Raw genomic sequence first — 20,733 nt, 5'->3', positions numbered from 1 at the left:
CATACTTCCCTGGCCAGACACGTGTCATCCGAATCCCTAATTGCCGCGCGACGCCAGGTCCGTCGCGGTCTGCCCTATTCGCCGCCGGCCGTCGGGGATCAGCTAATGCGGCGCGAGCGGGCGAAATCCTCGAGAAGGTCGGCGGCCGCAGCGACGCTTTTGGCGGGGTCGGTCATCCGGGTGGCAAGCTCGCGCGCACGGGCGACATATTCCGGGGCGAGAATGGTGCGCAGATCCGCCACGAGCGATTCTTTGGTCGTTCTCGAGAACCGTCGTGCGGTGCCCACCTCGAGCCGTTTGACCCTGGATCCGGAGAGCGTCTGATCGATATCCGTCGGGAGAACCAGGGTGGGGATGCCGGCGCGCAGGCCCATCGACGTGGTGCCCGTGCCCCCGTGGTGCACAACCGCGCGGCACGCGGGAAAGACGGACGAGAAATTCACCGCGCCCGCCACCCTGACATGGTCAGGAGTACGGACGCCGCTGAAGTCGGCTCCGGCGGCGCCCACCAGCGCCCGCTCACCCAACTCCGCGCAGGCCGCGCCGATCATCGCGATTGTGTCGGCCGGAGATGCGAGCGGGGTGCTGCCGAAGCCGAAATAAATCGGAGGCGTACCCGCGGCGATCCAGGATGCGACGTCCTCATCGGCATCCGTGGCCAACCCGAGGGTGAGCGCGCCAACAAATGGACGTTGACGTTTATACCCCGCCCATTCGCCGGCCAGGCCGGGATAGAACGCCTCGTCGTAGGCCTGGATCTCCAGAGATCCTCGTTCAGTGATTCGCCGTGCCGCCGGTCCCCTCGCCTTTGGCAGTCCGAGGTCGCGGCGCTGGGCTTCCTCGACCTTCTTTGTCGCTTGCCACGAGACCCACCAATATGCCGTAACCGCCGCGCGCGCCATTCGCGCCGGCAGTAGCGGCAGGGTCTGGCTGTTCGGCCGCAGCGGGAAGTAATGCAAGGTGGCGAGCGGAATGCCGTAATACTCGGCGATGTTGGCGGCGGCATCCTCGAAGTTGATGCCGGTGAATATCAGGTCAGACCCGTCCGCCAGCGACAACAGCGTCGTGCTCATCTCCTGCCACGCGCGCAGCAGGGGTGCGGAGACTTCGAGCCGCGACCTAACCAAGTCCCGGATCCGCCAGGGGCGGCTGAAGAAGTGGGTCCAGAATTCGCGGTGCGCGTCCAGAATGGGTTGCGCCTCGGGGCCGAAGCCGACGGCCTCGACTCCGACCGATTGCGTGAAGCCCACCAGGTCCGGCGGCACGGCCATGCAGACCTCGTGCCCGCGGCGCACCAGCTCGCGGCCCGCCGCGAGGATCGGTTCGACGTCGCCGCGGCTTCCCCAGCTCGCGAGTACAAATTTCATCGTGGGGATGTCCGGCCCAACTTACCCAGACCGGTGATTTCCAGGCTTACCGATTTCCGTTGCCCGGCAGCGCCAAGTATGAAAAGGATGTCGCCGATCGGTGCACCCAGCCAGAATCGCCAGAACCGTCTGCCGAAGAACTTCCACACATAGCTGCCGTCGCCCGCCAACCAATACGCTGCGATCCACATGACGTAGTACGCCGCGCGCTTCCACCGCGAGACGACCATCTCGAGGTTCATCTCCATGATTTCGAGCCCCCAGGCCCGATATCGCCATTCCAGCTCGTACTTGTCTTGAAACTCGAAAAATGCCCGCATTTCGGCGTTCGTGACAAGGTATTCGTCAAAGACAAGAATCGATCCTTCGACGAATCGGTCCTTGCATGTTTCCAAGGCGTGCAGGCAACTCTCGTAGGTGTCCAAATCCATGTGGAAGAGCCGAATCGGGCAGGCCGGCCGGTCGGCCAAGAACGGGGTCAGTGTCTCGTAGGTGCTTCCCTTGATGAATTGGACCTTGCGACCGAGCTCCGCGGGTATCCCGTCGCGCAGGCTCACGCCGGTGTCCCGCATGGAACGCTTGGCGAGCGGTTCCGATAGCGAGAAGCTGCCACGCTTGATAAGCATCTGGTCGTCGACTTGCCAGTCTTCGACAAGACCCTCGAAGGTATCGAAGCCGTATACCTGGCGGCCCGAAGCGTCAGATGTCAGCCTCGTCGACCAGCCGAGCCAGACGCCCAAATCGAGAAACAATTCGTCGGAATTCTGGCGGCTCGGTTCCGGCAGTCGCCTTGCTTCCCACAACAACGTGTGGCCACGAATTTTGCACCGCCGGATGTCCTTGAGCGTGCGCGCGATGAATGCGCGATAGGCATCGTCATAAACCCTGGTGTCCCGGGCATATAAGTTGGGGATGTAACGGTCGCGACCCGGATAAGCCAAGCGAGCACCGACAAGCAGCAGCACAAGCACGCCGAGCACGACGAGTACCACGGGCGCGAAATAACACGCGACAGCCACGGCGATCGCGCTGCCGACAAGCATCGCTTGCCACACACGGTGAAGACTCGCCCGATCGACCGCCGCCGGCCTATACGACTTCCGACTGTCGACTACCCTCACGTACTCACCTTCCGACGCTCGACTGACGCGGTCTCTTGCACCTCCGCTTTGGCGCGGAAGCCACGAGGCGATGTCCAGGTTCTTGCGCTCACCGCCGATCGCTCCGCGGTGCCATCCGTCGGCTGTTGGACAGCCCAGACAGCGAGGACTCCCAAGCCTGCGGCGATGACGTAATGATTCGCCAAGATACCCAACGCGTTGGACAGCTGTGTAATAATTCCCCGACTCGAAGAACCGTCCTCTTCTTCCAAGGTTGGTGATCGTGCGGCACACCGACGGCTTTTGCCCTGTCGAAGGGCTGCCGGGTGAGCGCGCGGTGCGGTCAAAACGTCGCATGGATAACGAAGGGCCCTGTGGCGCCAAGGCCCACCTGTTTCACGCTGGCCTGCCGCTGTGACCGAGCCTTCCATCCCGGCGGCGCTGCGGAAGCACGCGAAGCTACGACCCAGCGAGACCGCGTATACCTTTCTCAATTACGAGCAGGACTGGGCCGGCGCCGCGGAAACCCTGACGTGGTCGCAGTTGTATCGGCGAACGCTCAACGTCGCACGCGAGCTGAGGTCTTGCGGATCAACCGGTGACCGCGTCGTGATATCGGCGCCCCAAGGACTCCACTACGTCGCCGCGTTTCTGGGCACGTTGGAGGCCGGGATGATCGCGGTTCCGCTGTCGGAACCGCTGGGCGGCGCCGCCGATGAGCGAGTCGGCGCTGTCCTGCGTGACGCGTCGCCTGCCGCCATCCTGACCACGTCCTCCGTCGCAGGCAGCCTCGCCGACCACATCTTTTCGAAGCCGGGCGAGGCTGCACCGTCAGTCATCGAGCTTGATCTGCTGGACCTGGACTCCGAGATGGTGTCCGCTGTCGAGATCGATGACCCGCCCAGCATTGCGCATTTGCAATACACGTCCGGGTCGACACGGATACCCGCGGGAGTGATGATCTCGCACAGAAACATTCGGGTGAATTACGAACAGTTGACGGCCGATCTCTTCGCAGAGCACGGAGGGATTACCCCGCCGGACACCACCTTGGTGCAGTGGATACCCCTGTTTCATGACATGGGCTTGGTATTGGGAACCGTCATGCCGGTTCTGGGCGGAAATCACTGCGTGATGATGAGCCCCGTGTCCTTCCTGCAGCGGCCGGCGCGCTGGATGCAATTGCTGGCAAGCAGAAGTCGCGTGTTCACGGCAGCGCCGAACGTTGCCTTCGAATTGGCGGTGCGGAAAACGTCGGACGACGACATGGCAGGGCTGGACCTTGGCGGTGTGCACGCCATCATCAACGGGAGTGAACGCGTGCAGCCCGCGACGCTGCGGCGGTTCTCGGAGCGCTTCGCTCAGTTCAATCTCCGCCCCGAAGTGATCCGGCCCTCGTATGGGCTGGCGGAGGCCGTGGTGTACGTGGCCACCGGCCGGTGGGGTCGAGAACCGGCCAGCGTTTGGTTCGAAGCCGAGAAGTTGACCGCCGGCCTTGCGGAGCGGTCCGCGAACGGCGACGGCACGCCGCTAGTCAGTTACCGCGTGCCGCCGTCACCGATGGTGCGCATCGTCAACCGCGACACCGGTTCCGAGCTGCCGGACGGAACGGTCGGTGAGATCTGGGTGCATGGCGACAACGTCGCAGCCGGCTATTGGCAGAAGCCCGAGGAAACCCAACGCACCTTCGGCGCAACGCTGGTCGGTGCGTCGGCCGGCACACCCGAGAGCCCTTGGCTGAGAACCGGAGACTTGGGCTTCGTTTCTCAGGGGGAGCTGTTCATCGTCGGCCGGATCAAAGATCTTCTGATCGTCTACGGGCGCAACTACCCCGCCGACGACATCGAGGAAACGATCCAGGAGATCACGCATAACCGCTGCGTGGCCATTGCGGTTGCGGGCGATGACGGCGCCGAGCAGCTGGTCACAATCGTCGAAGTCAAGAAGCGGGACGAGCCCGACGAGGCGGCCGCTCGCAGGATCATTACCCTCAGGCGTGAAATCACCGCCGCGATTTCGCGGGCGCACGGTCTGAGCGTGGCGGATCTCGTTCTGGTGCAACAGGGTTCGATCCCCCTGACCACTAGCGGCAAGGTCAGGCGAAGGGACTGCCTACAGCTGTACATGCACGATCAGTTCACCCGCATCGACGGGACGACTCCCGCGCCGGAGCAGCAAGACGCTGATGACGCAGGCGCCGCCGCGCTCGCCGACTCGGGATTGGCCCAACGACTTCGCACCCTGCGTCAGCAGCAACACGACATGCTTGTGAAAGAGGTGTGCGCGCAGGCGGCAAAGGTGCTGGGCCAAGCCAGCCCTCAGGACCTCGATCCCGAGCTCACATTCAAGGACCTGGGTTTCGACTCGGTGAAGGTGACCGAGTTGATTGACCGGCTGAAAGCCGTTACCGAACTGGAGTTACCGCCCACCCTGGCCTTCGACTACCCCACCCCCGACGAGTTGGCCACCCGGCTGAGTCAGTTGCTCACCGGCCCCGCCTCGGCCGCTGCGCCGGCGGGTGCTCAAGCGCGCGTGGACGAGCCGATCGCCGTGGTGGGGATGGCGTGCCGCTTCCCCGGCGGGGTGAATTCGCCGGCGGCACTGTGGGATCTGGTGGCTGGCGGCACCGACGCAATGGGCGACTTTCCCTCCGACCGCGGCTGGAACCTGGCGGACCTGTTCGACCCCGACCCCGACGCGGTCGGCAAGACCTACGCGCGGGCCGGCGGTTTCATGGCCGACGTCGCCGGCTTTGACGCCGACTTCTTCGGGATCTCGGCGCGCGAGGCCCAAACCATGGACCCTCAACAGCGAATGCTGCTCGAGGTGTGCTGGGAAGCGTTGGAAAGCGCCCGCATCGATCCCACCACGTTGGCGGGCTCGGACACCGGGGTGTTCGTCGGAGCGTGGTCGCAAACCTACGGCGCCGGTGGTTCCGACGGTGCGGAGGGCTATGGCCTGACCGGTTCATCCACCAGCGTGATCTCCGGCCGTGTCGCGTACGCGTTCGGGCTGCAGGGTCCCGCTGTCACCGTGGACACGGCCTGCTCGTCATCGCTGGTGGCCGCGCATTGGGCGTGTGAGTCGTTACTCAAGGGAGAGTCCAGCCTGGCGCTGGCCGGTGGCGTGACGGTGATGACCACCCCGACGATTTTCACCGAGTTCGCCCGCCAACGCGGGCTGGCCGCCGACGGTAGGTGTAAAGCGTTCTCCGCCAACGCCGATGGCACCGGCTGGGGTGAGGGGGCCGCCGTACTGGTCCTGGAACGACTCAGCGATGCCCAACAAAACCACCACCAGGTGTTCGCAGTGATCGCCGGTTCGGCGATCAACCAGGACGGCGCCTCCAATGGCTTGACCGCGCCCAACGGGCTGGCCCAGCAACGCGTCATCGCCCAGGCCGTGGCCAACGCCGGAATCGGCCTCGACGAGGTGGATGTGGTCGAGGCTCACGGCACCGGCACCACGTTGGGTGACCCGATCGAGGCGCGTGCCCTGATCGCCACCTACGGCGCCGCCCACAGTGCCGGGCACCCGTTGTGGTTGGGGTCGATCAAATCCAATATCGGCCACACCCAGGCCGCCGCCGGCGTGGCCGGGATGATCAAGATAGTCGAGGCCCTGAACCACGACACCTTGCCCCCGACCCTCAACGTCGAGCGCCCAAACCCGCACATCGACTGGTCGTCCGGCACCGTTCGCCTACTCACCGAGCCGGTGGCATGGCCGGCCACCGATCATCCCCGCACGGCGGGGGTGTCCTCGTTCGGGATCAGCGGCACCAACGCCCACCTGATCCTGCAACAAGCCCCCGCCCCGCAGGCCGAACACGCGGCCGGGGAAACCCGCGTCGAGGCCGGGCTCTTGTGGCCGATTTCGGCGCGCTCCCCCGCCGCGTTGTGCGCGCAGGCCGACCGGCTGCACCGCCACCTCAGCGGCCTGCCCGACCTGGGCTTGGACGATGTGGCCTACAGCCTGGCCACCACTCGCACCCATCACCCCTATCGAGCGGTGATCACCGCGCCGGCGGCCGCCGCCGACCCACGCAAAGAGCTGTTGGACGCCCTGGATGCGCTGCGCGCCGGCCAAACTCATCCGCAGCTGACCAGTCACACCTTTTTGGCCCACGCGCGCGGCAAGGTCGTGTTCGTCTTGCCCGGCCAGGGCGGCCAGTACCCCGGCATGGGCCGCGAGCTCTACGAACATCACCGCGTCTTCGCCGACGCCGTCGACGACTGTGACAACGCATTGCGCCCTTTGACCGGGTGGTCGGTACGCGCGGTTCTATGTCAGGAGCCGGGGGCCCCAACATTGGACCGCGTCGATGTCGTGCAGCCGGTGCTGTTCGCGATGATGGTCTCGCTAGCCGAAGTGTTGAAGCGCTGCGGGATCGTCCCCGATGCAGTGATCGGCCACTCTCAGGGAGAGATCGCCGCGGCCTATATCGCCGGAGTGCTTTCACTGCCGGACGCCGCCAAAGTTGTGGCGCGGCGCAGTCAGGCGCTCAGCGCATTGGGGGGTACCGGTGCCATGGCATCGGTGCTGCTGAGCGCCGACCGACTGGAACCACTGCTGAGGCCTTGGGGTGAGGCGTTGAGCATCGCCGCGATCAACGGTCCCTCACACACCATCGTCAGCGGCAACCCCGACGCGCTGGAAGGGTTCTCCGCAACCTGTGAGCGTGACGGCATCCACGTCCGCTCGATCGCCGTCGATTACGCATCCCACTCGTCTCAAGTGGAGCCCCTCCGAAATCAGCTGCTGGACGAGCTGGCCGACCTGACTCCGATGCCCTCGAGTATTCCGCTCTATTCCACAGTGGGACAGGCGCTGTCGGAACCCGTGGACACCACCACCATGGACGCCGAGTACTGGTTCCGCAACCTGCGCGAGCCGGTCGGATTTCACGCCCGGGTGGTCGAGCGACTGGCCGCCGGGGAGCACACCTTCGTGGAGCTGTCCCCGCACCCGGTCCTGGCCCCGGCGATCACCGACACCCTGGCCCAGCTCGCGGGACGGACCCAGTCAACGGTCATCACCACTTTGCACCGCGACCATCCCGACCAAGACAACCTCGCCACCACCTTGGCCCACCTGCACAACCACGGCCACAGCCCCTCGTGGTCGGCCCTGTATCCGCACGCCCGCACCGTTGAGCTGCCCACCTACCCGTTCGAACATCGCCGCTTCTGGCTGAACCCGGCCCCGGCCGGCGACGCGTCCGGGCTCGGCCAGGACCCTACCGAGCATCCGCTGCTCGGTGCGGTGATCGACCTTGCCGACCAGGACCAGGTCGTGTTGACCGGTCGGTTGTCGACGGCCACCCAGGCCTGGCTACGCGGCCATCAAGTGCACGACACCGTCCTCTTTCCCGCCACCGGGTTTATCGATGTCGTGCTGCAGGCCGCCGAGTACGCCGGCTGTCCGGTGATCGACGAACTCGTTTTGCACGCCCCCCTGAGGTTGGCGGAGGGTGCGCCCACCGATCTGCAGATCGCCGTGCTATCCGCCGGGGATACCGGGCGGCGTGCGTTCAGCGTCCATTCGCGTACCGGCGGCCAGTCCGGCGTATGGATACTGCACGCCAGCGGCGAGCTGAGCTCCGGCCAGTCCGCCGCCCCCGTGGTCATGGAGGCGACCGGTGTCGACGCCGTCGATCAGGACGACTTCTACGAGAGGCTGGCCCAGCGGGGTTACGGCTACAGCGGTCCGTTCCGATCGCTGCGGGGTATCGGCTCCGACCCCGCCCAACCCGACAAGGTCCGTGCAGAGGTGGCGTTGCCCGCCGGCACCGATGTCGCGGGCTACGGTATTCACCCCGCCCTGCTCGACGCCGCCCTGCATGCGATGGCATCAATGCCGGACCGCACCGGTGAGGCTGGGTCGTCGTTGAGGCTTCCCTACGTGTTCGGCGGGATCAGCCTGTATGCCACCACGGCCACCCAGCTGCAGGTCGAATTGACCCGCACGGGAGAGGACACGTTCACGCTGAACGCGGCCGACCCCACTGGCGCCCCGGTGATCACCATCCGAACGATCACCCTGCGGGAACTGGCCGACGTTGATGGGCAGCCATCCGCGGTGGCCGGACTCCGTGACAGCGTGTTCCAACTGAGCTGGCCGCCCCTGCTCGATGACAGCTCCGCGGCAGCCACCGCCTCAGAGTGGGCGGTTGTCACCGGCTCACCCGAACGGCTACCCGCCAGCCTCCGAGGAGGCCTGGTACACACCGATCTGGCCGGCGTGGCCCCCTGCCCAGAATTGGTGATCTGGTTCCTGCCCGAATCAGAGGACAGCGCTGACCCGCCGCGGCAGCTGCACATCCTGGCCCACGACGTGCTGGCCCAGCTGCAGAGCTGGCTGGCCCGGCCCGACACTGCCCACGCTCGCCTGCTGGTCGTCACCCGGAATGCGATCAGCGTCAACGCTTTTGACAGCGTTCCGGATCTGGACCATGCCGCGGCATGGGCCCTGATCCACACCGCCCAGAACGAGCACCCCGACCGGATCATCCTGCTCGACACCGACAATGCCGCCGCCACCGACGACAATTTGCTCGCCATCGCCGCGGCGCGACCGTATGGCGAGCCGCAACTGGCGCTGCGCGACGGCGTTGCCCACGTTCCCCGCTTGGCCCGCCCCTTGATCCTGGCCCCACCCGATGCGCCCGACTGGCAGTTGGCCAGTACCGGTAGGGGTGACTTGAGCAACCTGAGCCTGGTCCCCACGACCCACGAGACACTGGCCCCCGGTCAGATCCGGGTGCGGATACGGGCTGCGGGGCTCAATTTTCACGATGTGGTCGTGGCGCTGGGTGCCATCGCCGATGAAAATATGGGCAGCGAAGCCGCCGGGATCGTCCTGGAGGCCGCGCCCGGAAGTTCGCTGCGTCCCGGGGACCCGGTGATGGGCTCGTTTACCCACAACGCGTTCGCGCCCAACGCAATCGCCGACGAGCGCATGGTGGTACCGGTGCCGGCGGGCTGGTCGTTCACCCAGGCCGCATCGGCCCCGGTGGCATTCTTGACCGCCTACGTCGCCCTAGTCGAAATCGCCGGACTGTCGGCGGGCCAGCGGGTGCTCATTCATGCCGGGGCCGGCGGTGTCGGGCAGGCCGCCATCCAGATCGCGCGTCACCTCGGTGCCGAGGTCTTCGCCACCGCCCACCCGAGCAAGCAGCACGTGCTCACCGGGCTGGGGGTCGACCCCGACCACATCGCCTCGTCGCGCACGCTGGACTTCCTCGACACCTTCCGCGCCGCCACCGGCGGCCGGGGCATGGACGTCGTGCTCAATAGCCTTGCCAGAGAGTTCGTCGATGCGTCGCTGCAACTGCTACCGCGCGGGGGCAGCTTCATCGAGATCGGCAAGACCGACATCCGCGTGGCCGGCGAGGTCGCTGCCGCCCATCCCGGGGTGCATTACCAGGCCTACGACCTGGCCAGCGCACCCGCGGAAGCGCTGCAACCGGCTTGGGCGGCCCTCGAAGCGTTATTCACGTCCGGCGCCCTCAAACCCCTGCCCACCACCAGCTACGGACTGCTGAACGCCCCCCAGGCGTTCCGCGACATGAGTCAGGGAATCCATACCGGAAAAATCGTCCTGATCCCGCCCCCGTCGCTGGATCCCGAGGGCACGGTGCTGATCACCGGGGGCACCGGGATGCTCGGCGCGCTCTTCGCCGAACACCTCGTCACCCATTACGGCATCAGGCATCTCCTGCTGGTGTCGCGCCGCGGCCCGGCCGCCTCCGGTGCAGCGGATCTTCAACAGCGCCTGACCCAGCTTGGCGCACACGTCACCGTCGCCGCCTGCGACACCGCCGACCCCGCCGAGCTGGCCGCAACGCTAGAGAGCGTTCCGGCTCAGCATCCGTTGACCGCAGTTCTGCACGCCGCCGGGCTCCTGGAGGACGCTGCGGTGGCCGACATGACCCCCGATCAACTCGACGCGGTCCTGGCCGCCAAGGCCGATGCCGCCTGGAATCTGCACCGCCTCACCGCTGACCGCGAATTGGCCGCCTTCGTCTTGTTCTCCTCTGCCGCGGGCATTTTGGGCAGCCCCGGGCAGGCCAACTACGCGGCCGCCAACGCGTTCCTCGACGCGCTGGCCCAGCACCGCCATCACGCTTTACTCCCGGCCACCAGCCTGGCCTGGGGTTACTGGCAAACCCCCAGCGGCATGACCGCCCACCTCAGCACCGCCGACCTGACCCGCCTGGCCCGAACGGGCCTGACCCCAATCACCAACGAGCACGGCCTCGCGCTCTTCGACGCGGCCCTCGCCAGTCAGCGGCCCAACGTGCTGGCCAGTCCCTTCAACACCGCCGCATTGACGCGCCAAGCACGCCAGAACGCCCTTCCCGCGATCCTGTCGACACTTGCCAGCAGCCGCCCACGCGCGAGCGCGGTCAGCGCCCGCAGTCTGCAGGCTCAGCTCGCCACCCAAACCCCGGAACAACGACTCCACGCTCTCACGGCGATGGTCACCGCCACGACCGCGGCCGTGCTGGCCCATCCCGACCCGGCAGCCCTCGATCCCGACCGACCGTTCAAAGACCTGGGCATCGATTCGCTGACCGCCTTGGAGCTACGCAACACCCTCAACCAACACACCGGTCTTGCCCTACCGGCAACCCTGGTCCTCGACCAGCCCACGCCGGCCGCGCTCGCCGCGCACCTGACCGAGCTGCTCACGGACACCGCCGCTCCTCCCCCGGCGCCAGAGGCTGACGTCAGCACGCGTGCAGCTGAGCCGGTCGACAACCGGCTGACGTATGTCGATCAAGCGGTGTTTCTCGCGATGCGAGCGGTTCACGGCACGCTGACTCAGTTCACTTGGCTCTATGACCATGCCGTCGATGTCGAGGCGTTACGGCGCTTCCACCGCAATCTGGGATGCGGGTTGTTGGGACGCAGGATCGAACGGTCTCCGTTACCGTTCGCGCGTGATCGCTGGGTTTTGGCCCCGGCGCCGAACAACATCGACATCGACGCAACGCCACGGCCGCGCGCCGAACTGAACGCTTGGCTCGACGAGCGGGCGCGCCTTCCCATTGATCCCGAGTGGGGACCTGGCTGGCATCTTGGAGTGCTTTCGTTCGATGGCGGCGGCGCTGCGGTCAGCTTGGTGGTTTCGCATACGCTCGTCGACGGGATTGGCCTCGGCCAGGCGATCGCGGATGCCGCTGAGGGCAGAATCCACGACTTCGGCTACCCGCCCGCGGGATCGCGCACCCGCCGGCATGCGATGCGGGAGGACCTTCGGCAAACCGCAAAAGACCTGCCGGACATGGGTCGGGCGGCGGTGTCCGCGGCTCGAAAAATTTGGCCCGATCGGAAGCAATTCACCTCCTCGATCAAGGCGGCACCAGCGCCTACCTCGAGGACGGCCGACAGCGATCAAACAGTGGAGGTGCCTGCCCTCACCGCGTACGTCGACCTGGCGGATTGGGATGCCCGCGCGAAAAGCCTTGCTGCGAGCAGTAACTCGCTGGTGGCGGCGGTAGCGTGCAGGCTCGCGGTGCGAGCGGGGCGCGCTCATGGCGACGGAACGGTCACCCTACGATTTCCCGTGACGCTTCGGACCGAAGGCGATACACGCGCCAACGCGCTCACAGTGGTCGACGTCGCAGTCGACCCAACGCATGCGGCGACAGACCTCGGGGATATGCACGCCAAAATCACGCGGGACATCCTTGCGGCGATGAAGAACCCGGACGACGAATATTTGTCGACATTCCCACTGGCACCGTTGGTTCCGAAGCGGTTGAACCGGAGGCTGGCAGGGCTGGCGGCGGGTGGCGCCAACCATCCGGTTACCGTCTCCAACGTCGGCGACCTGCCCCCGGCAGTGAACCGGCCGGACGGCACCGACGCCGAGTACGCGTTTATGAGATCGGTTGAACCCGATATCAAGAAAAGCACCCTCGAGCACATAGGCGGGCAACTGTTCGTAGGTTCGGGGCGAAGCCGCGGGAAGATCTTTTTCCGTATTTCGGCTTATGTTCTCGGTCGGCCGAATACTCCAAACGAGCTGCGAGACATGGTGTCTCGCACTTTCGCGGAATTCGATTTGATTGCAGAAATCGATTGTTGAACCTGATTTTGAGCGACTTGTTGCCCGCGCCAAGGGCGACAATATGAGCCCTGAAGCATGGCGGCTAGGTTCGCCTACGACGCAACAGCAATCCGACCAACCGCCAGCGGCCTTGCGATGGAACGGGCCGCCCAGCCGGCGCAAATTCGCTTACGCGATCGTCGGACTGCTTGTTCTCTTGTATATCGCGTCTTGGGTCCTTTTCGCGAGTGTTTACGAACCGAATCTCCAGTTCTTCCCTTACTACGCCGTCGATTACAGCCTCGGTTTTGCCAGGCGGGGCCTCGGCGGCGAGATTTTGGACCTCTTTCCCGCTGACCACTACTTCACCGGCCTGTTGGCTTTGCGCTGGCTGGTGCCAGCGCTTTTCGGAGTCGGCATCGCGGCGGTCGCGTGGACTGTTGCAGTCAGATTCGGCCGCTCAGAGCGGCGGCTGATGCTGGCCTTCCTCACTCCAGTGTTGCCGTTCGGCTTGATGCACGCTGTTGTGTTGCCCACTCCCGACCTCGTAGGCGAGGCAGCGCTGGCGCTGTTCGCGGTTGTGCTCGCCTCTGGGAAAAGCGACCGATCGCTACCGGTTGCCAGTGGTATTTATGGTGCAGCGATTGCGGGGCTGACGCTGATCCACGAGGCGGTTCCGTTTCTGCAGGCGCTCGGCGCCGTTTTGGCGATTGTGGTTCTGGCGCATAGTTCCGTCAGAATGCAGCGCCTCAGCGCGCTTCTCGCGGTGGGTCCAGGCTTAGCCGTCGCGTTGGCGATAGCGTTGCTGCGACGGCAAGACGTGTCGCCGCATTGTGCTCGGTTGCCGCACAGCGCCGTTCGCTGGGCGCCTGGCCACGCTCCAAGCGGCGAACACGCTTACGTCGACTATCACGACTGGACTTGTCGCTTCATCACCGTCACAACCAGAAAGACTCCCCTCATCGGTCCCAACCAGATCGGTTGGAATCCTTTGATCATGTCGACAATGGCGGGGGTCCTTATCCTCACGCTGTCGATGCTTGCCATCAAGCGTATTTCCGGCGTGCCCGTCGGACGCTTTCGCGAAGCCCTGCGGGGATGGCTTCCGTGGGTAACTCTGGGGACGCTGTTGTTGATTCCGGTGTTCGCAACCTCGGCCGATTGGACCCGATGGTGGATTGCAATCTCTTTCGATCTGGGCGTGATTTATCTGCTCTATGCGAGCCGTCAACCCGAATCGACACGCTCGGCCACCAGACGCACCCGGGTCTGGTTCGCGGTGACGATCGTCTTTTTTGCTCTGGCCCCAATCCCTGCTGCGGTCAACACCGAACAATCGGTGCGGGCCCTGTTGACACGCTGCCCGCAGCTGGTTAATGACCCGATGTGGGTGGGGATCTGCCCCTGATCGGCGATCGCGTCGGCCTAGCTGGTGACCTTCCGACCTAGCCGCCCGCTCCGCGGCTACACCGACTCAGCCGCCAAGCCTGCACTCCTCTTGCACGTGGGCGAGATTGTATTTCCCTTGTCGATGCCGCGGTGTCGCATTTGAGTTCTCCCACCGCACGATAATGAGGATGTTTTGCGAGTCCCGTTAATCGAGGCGTTCGCCGACCGCCTCTCGCCCACAGTTAACAACTCGTGTAACCAGTCCAAGTTATTCGACACTTGTGTGATAATGCCTGCGATTTGCCCGCTCGTTCGCTTTAAAGGTAGGTGACCTTGAAGCCCGCCGACAGCGTTAGCCTTCGCGAAGCAGTACCTAGTCGACAAGCGCCACGTACGGGATCCCACGCTCCGGCGTCCAGGGCTTACATGCCATCGCGGTTCGCCTGGCGGATCGCCCGCGTTGAGGCGACAGCATGAAACCAGAACCCGAGCGACTAGACGGTCGCACGAGGCAGACGGGATTTGGCACCGGTCGTCGCCACCAAACCGAAGAATCGCTTCGAACTGGGGAGTGTGATGAGCCGAGCAATCGGGTAACGGCCGTCTACGCGATCATCGGTCTGCTTGTGCTGCTCTATATCGCGTCTTCGGTTGCATACGCGAGTATTTACGAGCCTAATCTGCAATTTTTCGCTTACTATGCGATCGATTACCGCCACGGCTTTGTTAGACGTGGACTCATTGGCGAGATTATTGACCTCTTCCCCGCCAGCCTCTACTTCACCGGCCTATTGATAATGCGCTGGCTTGTCCCGACCCTCTTCGGAGTCGCCATCGCGGCAGTGGCGTGGACGGTGGCAAGCACATTCGGTCGCTCCGAACGCCGGTTGATGCTCGCCCTACTCATCCCGGCGCTGCCTTTCGGTTTGGTGCGGGCTGTGGCGGCACCAACTCCCGACCTTCTTGGCGAGGCAGCGTTGGCGCTCTTCGCAGTGATGCTCGCCTCGCCGAAGGGGAGCCGATCGCTACTGCCTGCGAGTGGCATTTATGGCATGACTGTGGCGGTACTGACGCTGATCCACGAGGCTGTTCCGTTTCTGCAGGCGCTCGGTGCGATCCTGGCGATCGCGGTTCTGCCGCGTACCTCCGTCAAAATTCAGCGCGTCAGTGCCCTTCTTGCCGTAGCTCCTGGCTTGGCGGTCGCGCTGGCGATTGCGGGGCTGAGGCAGCGAGACGTTTCCTCGCAATGTGCGCGGTTGCCACACAGAACCTTGCTATTTGCGCCCGGTCGGTATGTGGACTATCACGACTGGACTTGTCGCTATATTACCGTAACAACGAGGAAAACGCCCCTGATCGAACTCAATCCGCTCGGTTGGGGACCGTGGATAATGCAGACCATTGCAGGGCTTGTCGTTTTCGCCGTGACGGTGTTCGTCGTCCGGGGTTTTTCCGGCGTGCCCCTCGGGCGAATTCGCCAAGCCGTCCAACGCCGGCATTCGTGGATAGCTCTGGCGGCCCTTTTATTGCTTCCGATTTTCGCAACTGCTGCCGATTGGCTCCGATGGTGGATAGTCATCAGCTTCGATGTCGGCGTGGTTTATCTGCTCTATGCGAGCCGTGAACCCGAGTCGGCCCGGCCGGCCGCCAGACGCACCCGAATCTCCTTCGCAGTTGCAATCGTCGCTTTCACTGCACTCCCAATCCTCACTGCGATCAGCACTGAGCAAGGGAACCAGCGTCTGATGACCCACTGCTCGCAGTTGGCCGCCGATCCGATGTGGGTGTCGGCATGCCCATGATCGCCAGTGGCGTCGAGTAGAGCTCATCGCCTTCGCCGCAGCTAAATGCGCATCAACGCCGAGCTGGCCGCGGTGCCGAAACTGACGAGATAAGGGGAACTTACAGCCGACGCAGCGGTTTAAGCGCCGCTTGCCTTCGACCGCGGCCGTCCCGAGCCTTCATCATATTGGCCGACGCGCGCTCGCAGGTAGTTAACAGTTGCGGAATCGGCCCGATGCCTTAGACACGTGTGTGATAATTCCTCGACTCTGCGGACTCGTTCCTCTTCCAAGGTAGGTGACCTTGCACCCGGCTGACAGCGTTAGCCATACCGAAGCAATACAGAGTCGACGCTTGGCACGAGCGGGATTTCGCTCCGATATCGAGGGCCTGCGCGCGGTCGCGGTGGTGGCCGTTGTCCTATTTCACGCCGACATACCCGGTGTGAGTGGGGGATTTGTTGGCGTGGACGTGTTCTTCGTGATCTCGGGGTTTCTGATCACCGGGCTCCTCTGGCGCGAGGCAGGCACCACCGGCACCGTCCGGCTGGCGCGCTTCTATGGGGCGCGGGCCCGGCGATTGCTACCGGCATCCGCCACGGTCGGGGTAGTGATCATGCTCGGCGCGGCTGCCCTGGTGCCAGCGTTGCTGTCCCGAGGCATCATCGATGACGGCATCGCCAGCGCGTTGTATGTCAGCAACTACCGGTTCATGCTGCAAGGCGTCGACTACCTAGCGACCAACTTGCCGCCTTCTCCGTTCCAGCACTACTGGTCGTTGGGCGTCGAGGAGCAGTTCTACCTGGTGTGGCCGGCCTTGATCATCGGGACAGCGTGGCTGATCCGACGGACAAGCCGACAGCGCCAAACCCATGCCGGCTCTAGGACTACCCCATATCTGGTAGTCCTGGCGCTGGTTGCCGCGTTGTCGTTTGCAGTGTCGCTGGCGACCACTCGCCCGGCGCCTCCGGTCGCATTCTTTTCGCTGCCCACCCGGGCTTGGGAGTTGGCAGTCGGTGGTCTGGTGGCGCTGACCGCCGGACAGTGGCGTCGACTGCCGGCACTGCCCGCAGCAATCACCGGGTGGGGAGGCCTGGCCCTAATAGTTTTGGCCTGCTCTCAATTGAATCGGTCCACACCCTATCCGGGTGCTGCGGCGTTGTTGCCCGTGCTGGGTGCGGCGCTAGTGATCAGCGCGGGCTGCGCCGCCCCGGCGCGGGGCGTCGACCATCTGCTCTCGGTGCGGCCGATGCGCGCGATCGGCCGGGTGTCCTACTCGTGGTACCTGTGGCATTGGCCGGTCCTGCTCGTGGCGATGCCTGCCGCGGCATGGCCCCGGCATCCACTCTGGCTGGGAGTTGTCGCGATCCTGTTTTCCCTCGTGTTGGCTGTGCTTACCCTGCGTCTCATCGAGAACCCGCTGCGATTCGCCGTACCCGTGCGCCGGTCGGCCGCCCGCAGCCTCGCGCTCGGCGGCGCCGCCACCGCGGTGGCAGTGGGTGTGGGTGTGGCCCTCCTGGTTGTGGTGCCGACCCCGGTCGGCCGTGGCCCTGCAGCGCCCGCGCTGACCATCACTGCAACGTCTCCCCCGGCGGGCTCCGACATCGCCGCGTACGACGCGGCGATGCGAGAGGCGTTCGCGCAGGTGCAGGTCGCGGTCGCGGCCTCGGCCGACGTCAAAGCCGTCCCTTTGAACCTGAATCCTCCGCTCGCCGAAGCGGCAAAGAGACCGCTCGGCGCGAATGGCTGCTTGCGCGATCTTCTCCTGATCGATCATCCGCAGTGCGCGACGGGTGACACCGCTTCTTCGACGACACTGGCAGTGGTCGGAGATTCCAATGCGGCCATGTGGGAGCCAGCTTTCGAGCAGGTCGCCGCCCAGCGGCACTGGCGGCTCGAGACCTTGACCAAGGCCTACTGCCCATTGATGGACATGGCAATCGCCATCCCCCTGTTTGGCCGGGACTACACCGAGTGTGAACAGTGGCGGGGGCAGATCGTTGCGCGGTTACGGGCCGAGCGCCCGCGGCTGGTGGTGCTCAGCATGATGCGGCGGTACGGCGCCCAATACGGTTGGGCCTCGGGCTTTACGTCGTATGATCCTGCATGGATCGCCAGCCTGAGCCGCCAAGTACAGCAACTGCACAGTATGGGCGCCCAAGTGCTGCTGCTCGGACCGATACCCGACCCGCAGTCAGTCGTACCCCTATGCCTGTCCGTCCATCTCGACGACGCTAACGCCTGTTCGCCAGCCAAGTCCAGGGCCGTGAAACAACCCGGAATCGTGGCCGAGGCGGCTGCCACGAAAGCCGGCGGCGGGCAATACGCCGACCTCACCGAGCTTTTCTGCACCGCCGATCGCTGCCCGGTCATCGTCGGCAACACCTTGGTCTACCGCGATCAGGACCACGTAACGATCGAATACAGTCGGCTGTTGGCCCCGGTGTTGGGAGCGCTGACTGACCGAGTACTCGCCGCGGGTTGACATGGCACGCGGTGACGATGGCGTGGTCTGCCCTATGATCGGCGTGGCACGCACACCGAGCGGGGTGTCGCGGTCGCATTCTTCCCTCATAAAGCGACGAGAGGGATCGTAAGTTGTCCGCATCGGTTCTGATTACTGGCGGGGCTGGATTCATCGGGTCGGCACTTGCGCGCCGCCTCACCCAAGCCGGCTATGACGTCGCCGTCATGGATGTATTGCACCCGCAGGTGCACGGCCCAGATACGACGATCGACCTACCGCCATCAGTACGGCTCTGCACCGGCGATGTCACTCACGCCCCCGACTGGGATGCGGTGCTGCGGTTGTGCCGACCGTCCCAAGTCGTCCATTTGGCGGCCGAGACGGGAACGGCGCAGTCGCTGTCTGAGGCGACGCGCCACGGCTCGGTGAACGTAGTGGGCACCACCCAACTCCTCGACGCCTTGAGCCGCGCAGCACACGTGCCCGACCAACTCGTCGTAGCCTCATCGCGCGCCGTCTACGGCGAAGGCGCTTGGCAGTGCGGCTCTCAGGTCTTCTACCCGCAGCCGCGCAGTCACGCTCAACTGCTGGCCGGCATGTGGGATCCGCACGGGCCCAACGACAATCCCGCTGTCCCGCTGACCAGCCGCGCCGGCCGAACCGAACCCCGGCCCACCAACATTTACGCCGCGACCAAACTCGCCCAAGAACACGTGTTGGCCGCCTGGACAGCCGCCCATGACACGCGCCTCAGCGTGCTGCGGCTGCAGAATGTCTACGGACCGGGCCAGTCGTTGACGAATTCCTACACCGGAATAGTCGCTCTTTTCACGCGACAGGCACGCGAGCAGCGCCCGCTGGAGGTGTACGAAGACGGGCACATCCTTCGTGATTTCGTCTATGTCGACGACGTCGTAGAGGCGCTGTTCGCCGCGATCGAGAAACCTGCGACAGAACCACGCTGCCTCGACATCGGGTCGGGTACGCCAACTACCATCCACGAGCTGGCTCGAAAGATTGCCACCATTTGCGATGCCCCCGCTCCGAAGGTCGTAGGGAAATTTCGCGACGGTGACGTACGCGCTGCCAAATGCGACATCGAGCCGGCAATGAAGCAACTCGCCTGGCGCCCAAAATGGAAGCTCGAGGACGGTCTGCGTGCCTTGCTCAACTGGATCAACGAGCAGCTCGAATCACGTGCCAAGGCAAGTGATCACACCCATATGACCGCCCTGCTGAAGTAGCCGCTCAACCGACATTTCCCAAGCGGGCGAAGTTCTCCACAAGATCGGCGGTGGTCGCAACACTATCAGCGGGTTTGGTCATCCGGGCGGCGAGTTCACGGGCCCGGCTGAGGCATTGCGGGGCCAGGATGGTGCGAAGGTCTGCGACCAACGACTTCTCGGTGGTGGCCGAAAAGCGGCGCCCGGTACCGACTTTCAGCCGTTTGACGCGCGCGCTCCAAAGCCCCTGGTCGGGCAACGTCCAGAGGATCAGAGTCGGCAGTCCCGCGCGCAGGCCAGCATTGGTGGTGCCCGCACCTCCATGATGCACGAATGCACGGCAGGCTGGCAGGGCCGCCGCGTAATTCATCACGCCAACAACCTTGACGTGTTCTGGGTGTGAGACGTTGCTGTAATCGGACCCGGCGGCACAGATCAACGCGCGCTCGCCAAGCTGTGCGCAAGCCGAGCTGATCATCGCGAGCGTGTCGGCAGCAGATTCAACCCCTACGCTGCCGAATCCGAAGCAAACCGGCGCGGTCCCCGCCGCAATCCACGATGCGACCTCTCCATCGGTATCCGTCGGCAACTCCATCGTCAGCGCACCCACGAACGGCCTCTTGGGCGGCTGCTGCCCGTTCCATTTCGCCCATTCGGCTGCCAGCCCGGGATAGCAGACTTGGTCGTAAGCCTGGATCTCCAGCGATCCGTGTTCGGTGATCCGGCGCGGCCAGGGCCGCGTTGCATTCGGCAAACCGAGTTGACGGCGCTGCGCATCCTCGACTTTCTTCCCTCCGCGCCAAGCCGCCCAGTCGAGCAGCGTCATTGCGGAACGCGCCAGCGGCGCCGGGAGAAACGGTAGGAGCTGGCCGTTGGCCCGCAGGGGGAAAATATGCAGTGTGGCAAGGGGAATGTTGCAATGCTCCGCCACATTGACCGCGTCATCTTCGTAGTTCATGCCGGTGAGCAAAAGATCGGCCCCGTCCGCCAACGACGTCAGCGTCTCACTCACCTCCGCACGACACTCGATGAGTGGCTTCGAGTACTCGCCGGAAAGCTTGCTCAACTCCTGGACCCTCCAGGGATGGGCAAACAAGCCAGCCCAGAAATCGCGATGCGGGTCCAGGATCGCCTTCAAAGCCGGTCCGTAGGCCACCGCCCTAGGCCCGGCGGCCTCGGTGAAACCGACCATTTCGGGCGCGACAGCCATGTGCACCTCGTGCCCGCGACGCACCAGCTCGCGGCCGACTGTGACGTAAGGCTCGACTTCGCCCCGAGTTCCCCAATTTGCCAGCACAAATTTCATCGGCGAAATCCCAACCTTTCACTTCCCGTGCGAGTCTGAGT

Annotated in this window: 8 protein-coding genes; 5 read left to right on the top strand and 3 right to left on the bottom strand. The window is 64.7% G+C overall.

The features are described from left to right. Positions 1–98: 98 nt before the first annotated feature. Together GPY60_RS11460 and GPY60_RS11455 are read right to left on the bottom strand one after the other, a co-directional pair. Positions 99–1,367: a glycosyltransferase gene (locus GPY60_RS11460; RefSeq protein ID WP_156687791.1), complete on the bottom strand. Its 1,269-nt coding sequence runs from the start codon at positions 1,365–1,367 to the stop codon at positions 99–101. Then, positions 1,364–2,410 (bottom strand): class I SAM-dependent methyltransferase, encoded by a 1,047-nt coding sequence (locus GPY60_RS11455; protein WP_156687826.1) that lies wholly within the window; start codon positions 2,408–2,410, stop codon positions 1,364–1,366. Before GPY60_RS11455 ends, GPY60_RS11460 begins: the two co-directional genes overlap by 4 nt. Positions 2,411–2,881: 471 nt before the next feature. On the opposite strand from GPY60_RS11455, the gene GPY60_RS11450 reads away from it, so the two are divergent. From GPY60_RS11450 to GPY60_RS11430, 5 genes are all read left to right on the top strand, one after another. After that, positions 2,882–12,565, top strand: a complete 9,684-nt coding sequence (locus tag GPY60_RS11450; RefSeq protein WP_156687790.1) for a type I polyketide synthase — start codon at positions 2,882–2,884, stop codon at positions 12,563–12,565. Next, on the top strand, positions 12,546–13,934 hold the full coding sequence (locus GPY60_RS11445) for a hypothetical protein (RefSeq protein ID WP_156687789.1): 1,389 nt from the start codon (positions 12,546–12,548) through the stop codon (positions 13,932–13,934). The genes GPY60_RS11450 and GPY60_RS11445 overlap by 20 nt, the downstream gene beginning before the upstream one ends. 454 nt (positions 13,935–14,388) lie before the next feature. Beyond that, positions 14,389–15,717 carry a hypothetical protein gene (locus tag GPY60_RS11440; protein WP_156687788.1) on the top strand — a complete coding sequence of 443 codons (1,329 nt, stop codon included), beginning with the start codon at positions 14,389–14,391 and terminating at the stop codon, positions 15,715–15,717. Positions 15,718–15,994: 277 nt separating this feature from the next. Next, on the top strand, positions 15,995–18,181 hold the full coding sequence (locus GPY60_RS11435) for an acyltransferase family protein (RefSeq protein ID WP_156687787.1): 2,187 nt from the start codon (positions 15,995–15,997) through the stop codon (positions 18,179–18,181). A 113-nt stretch (positions 18,182–18,294) separates the two neighbouring features. Then, on the top strand, positions 18,295–19,407 hold the full coding sequence (locus GPY60_RS11430) for an NAD-dependent epimerase/dehydratase family protein (RefSeq protein ID WP_156687786.1): 1,113 nt from the start codon (positions 18,295–18,297) through the stop codon (positions 19,405–19,407). Positions 19,408–19,411: 4 nt separating this feature from the next. Here the strand turns inward: GPY60_RS11430 and GPY60_RS11425 are convergent, their stop codons facing one another. Further along, positions 19,412–20,692, bottom strand: coding sequence for a glycosyltransferase (locus tag GPY60_RS11425; protein ID WP_156687785.1), 1,281 nt, complete (start codon positions 20,690–20,692; stop codon positions 19,412–19,414). Positions 20,693–20,733: the final 41 nt, after the last annotated feature.

The organism is Mycobacterium sp. Marseille-P9652 (genome assembly GCF_902652685.1).
In the GTDB taxonomy this organism is placed as follows: domain Bacteria; phylum Actinomycetota; class Actinomycetes; order Mycobacteriales; family Mycobacteriaceae; genus Mycobacterium.
The sequence above is the reverse complement of the archived record's forward strand: the minus strand, read 5'-3'. Positions and strand labels throughout refer to the sequence as shown.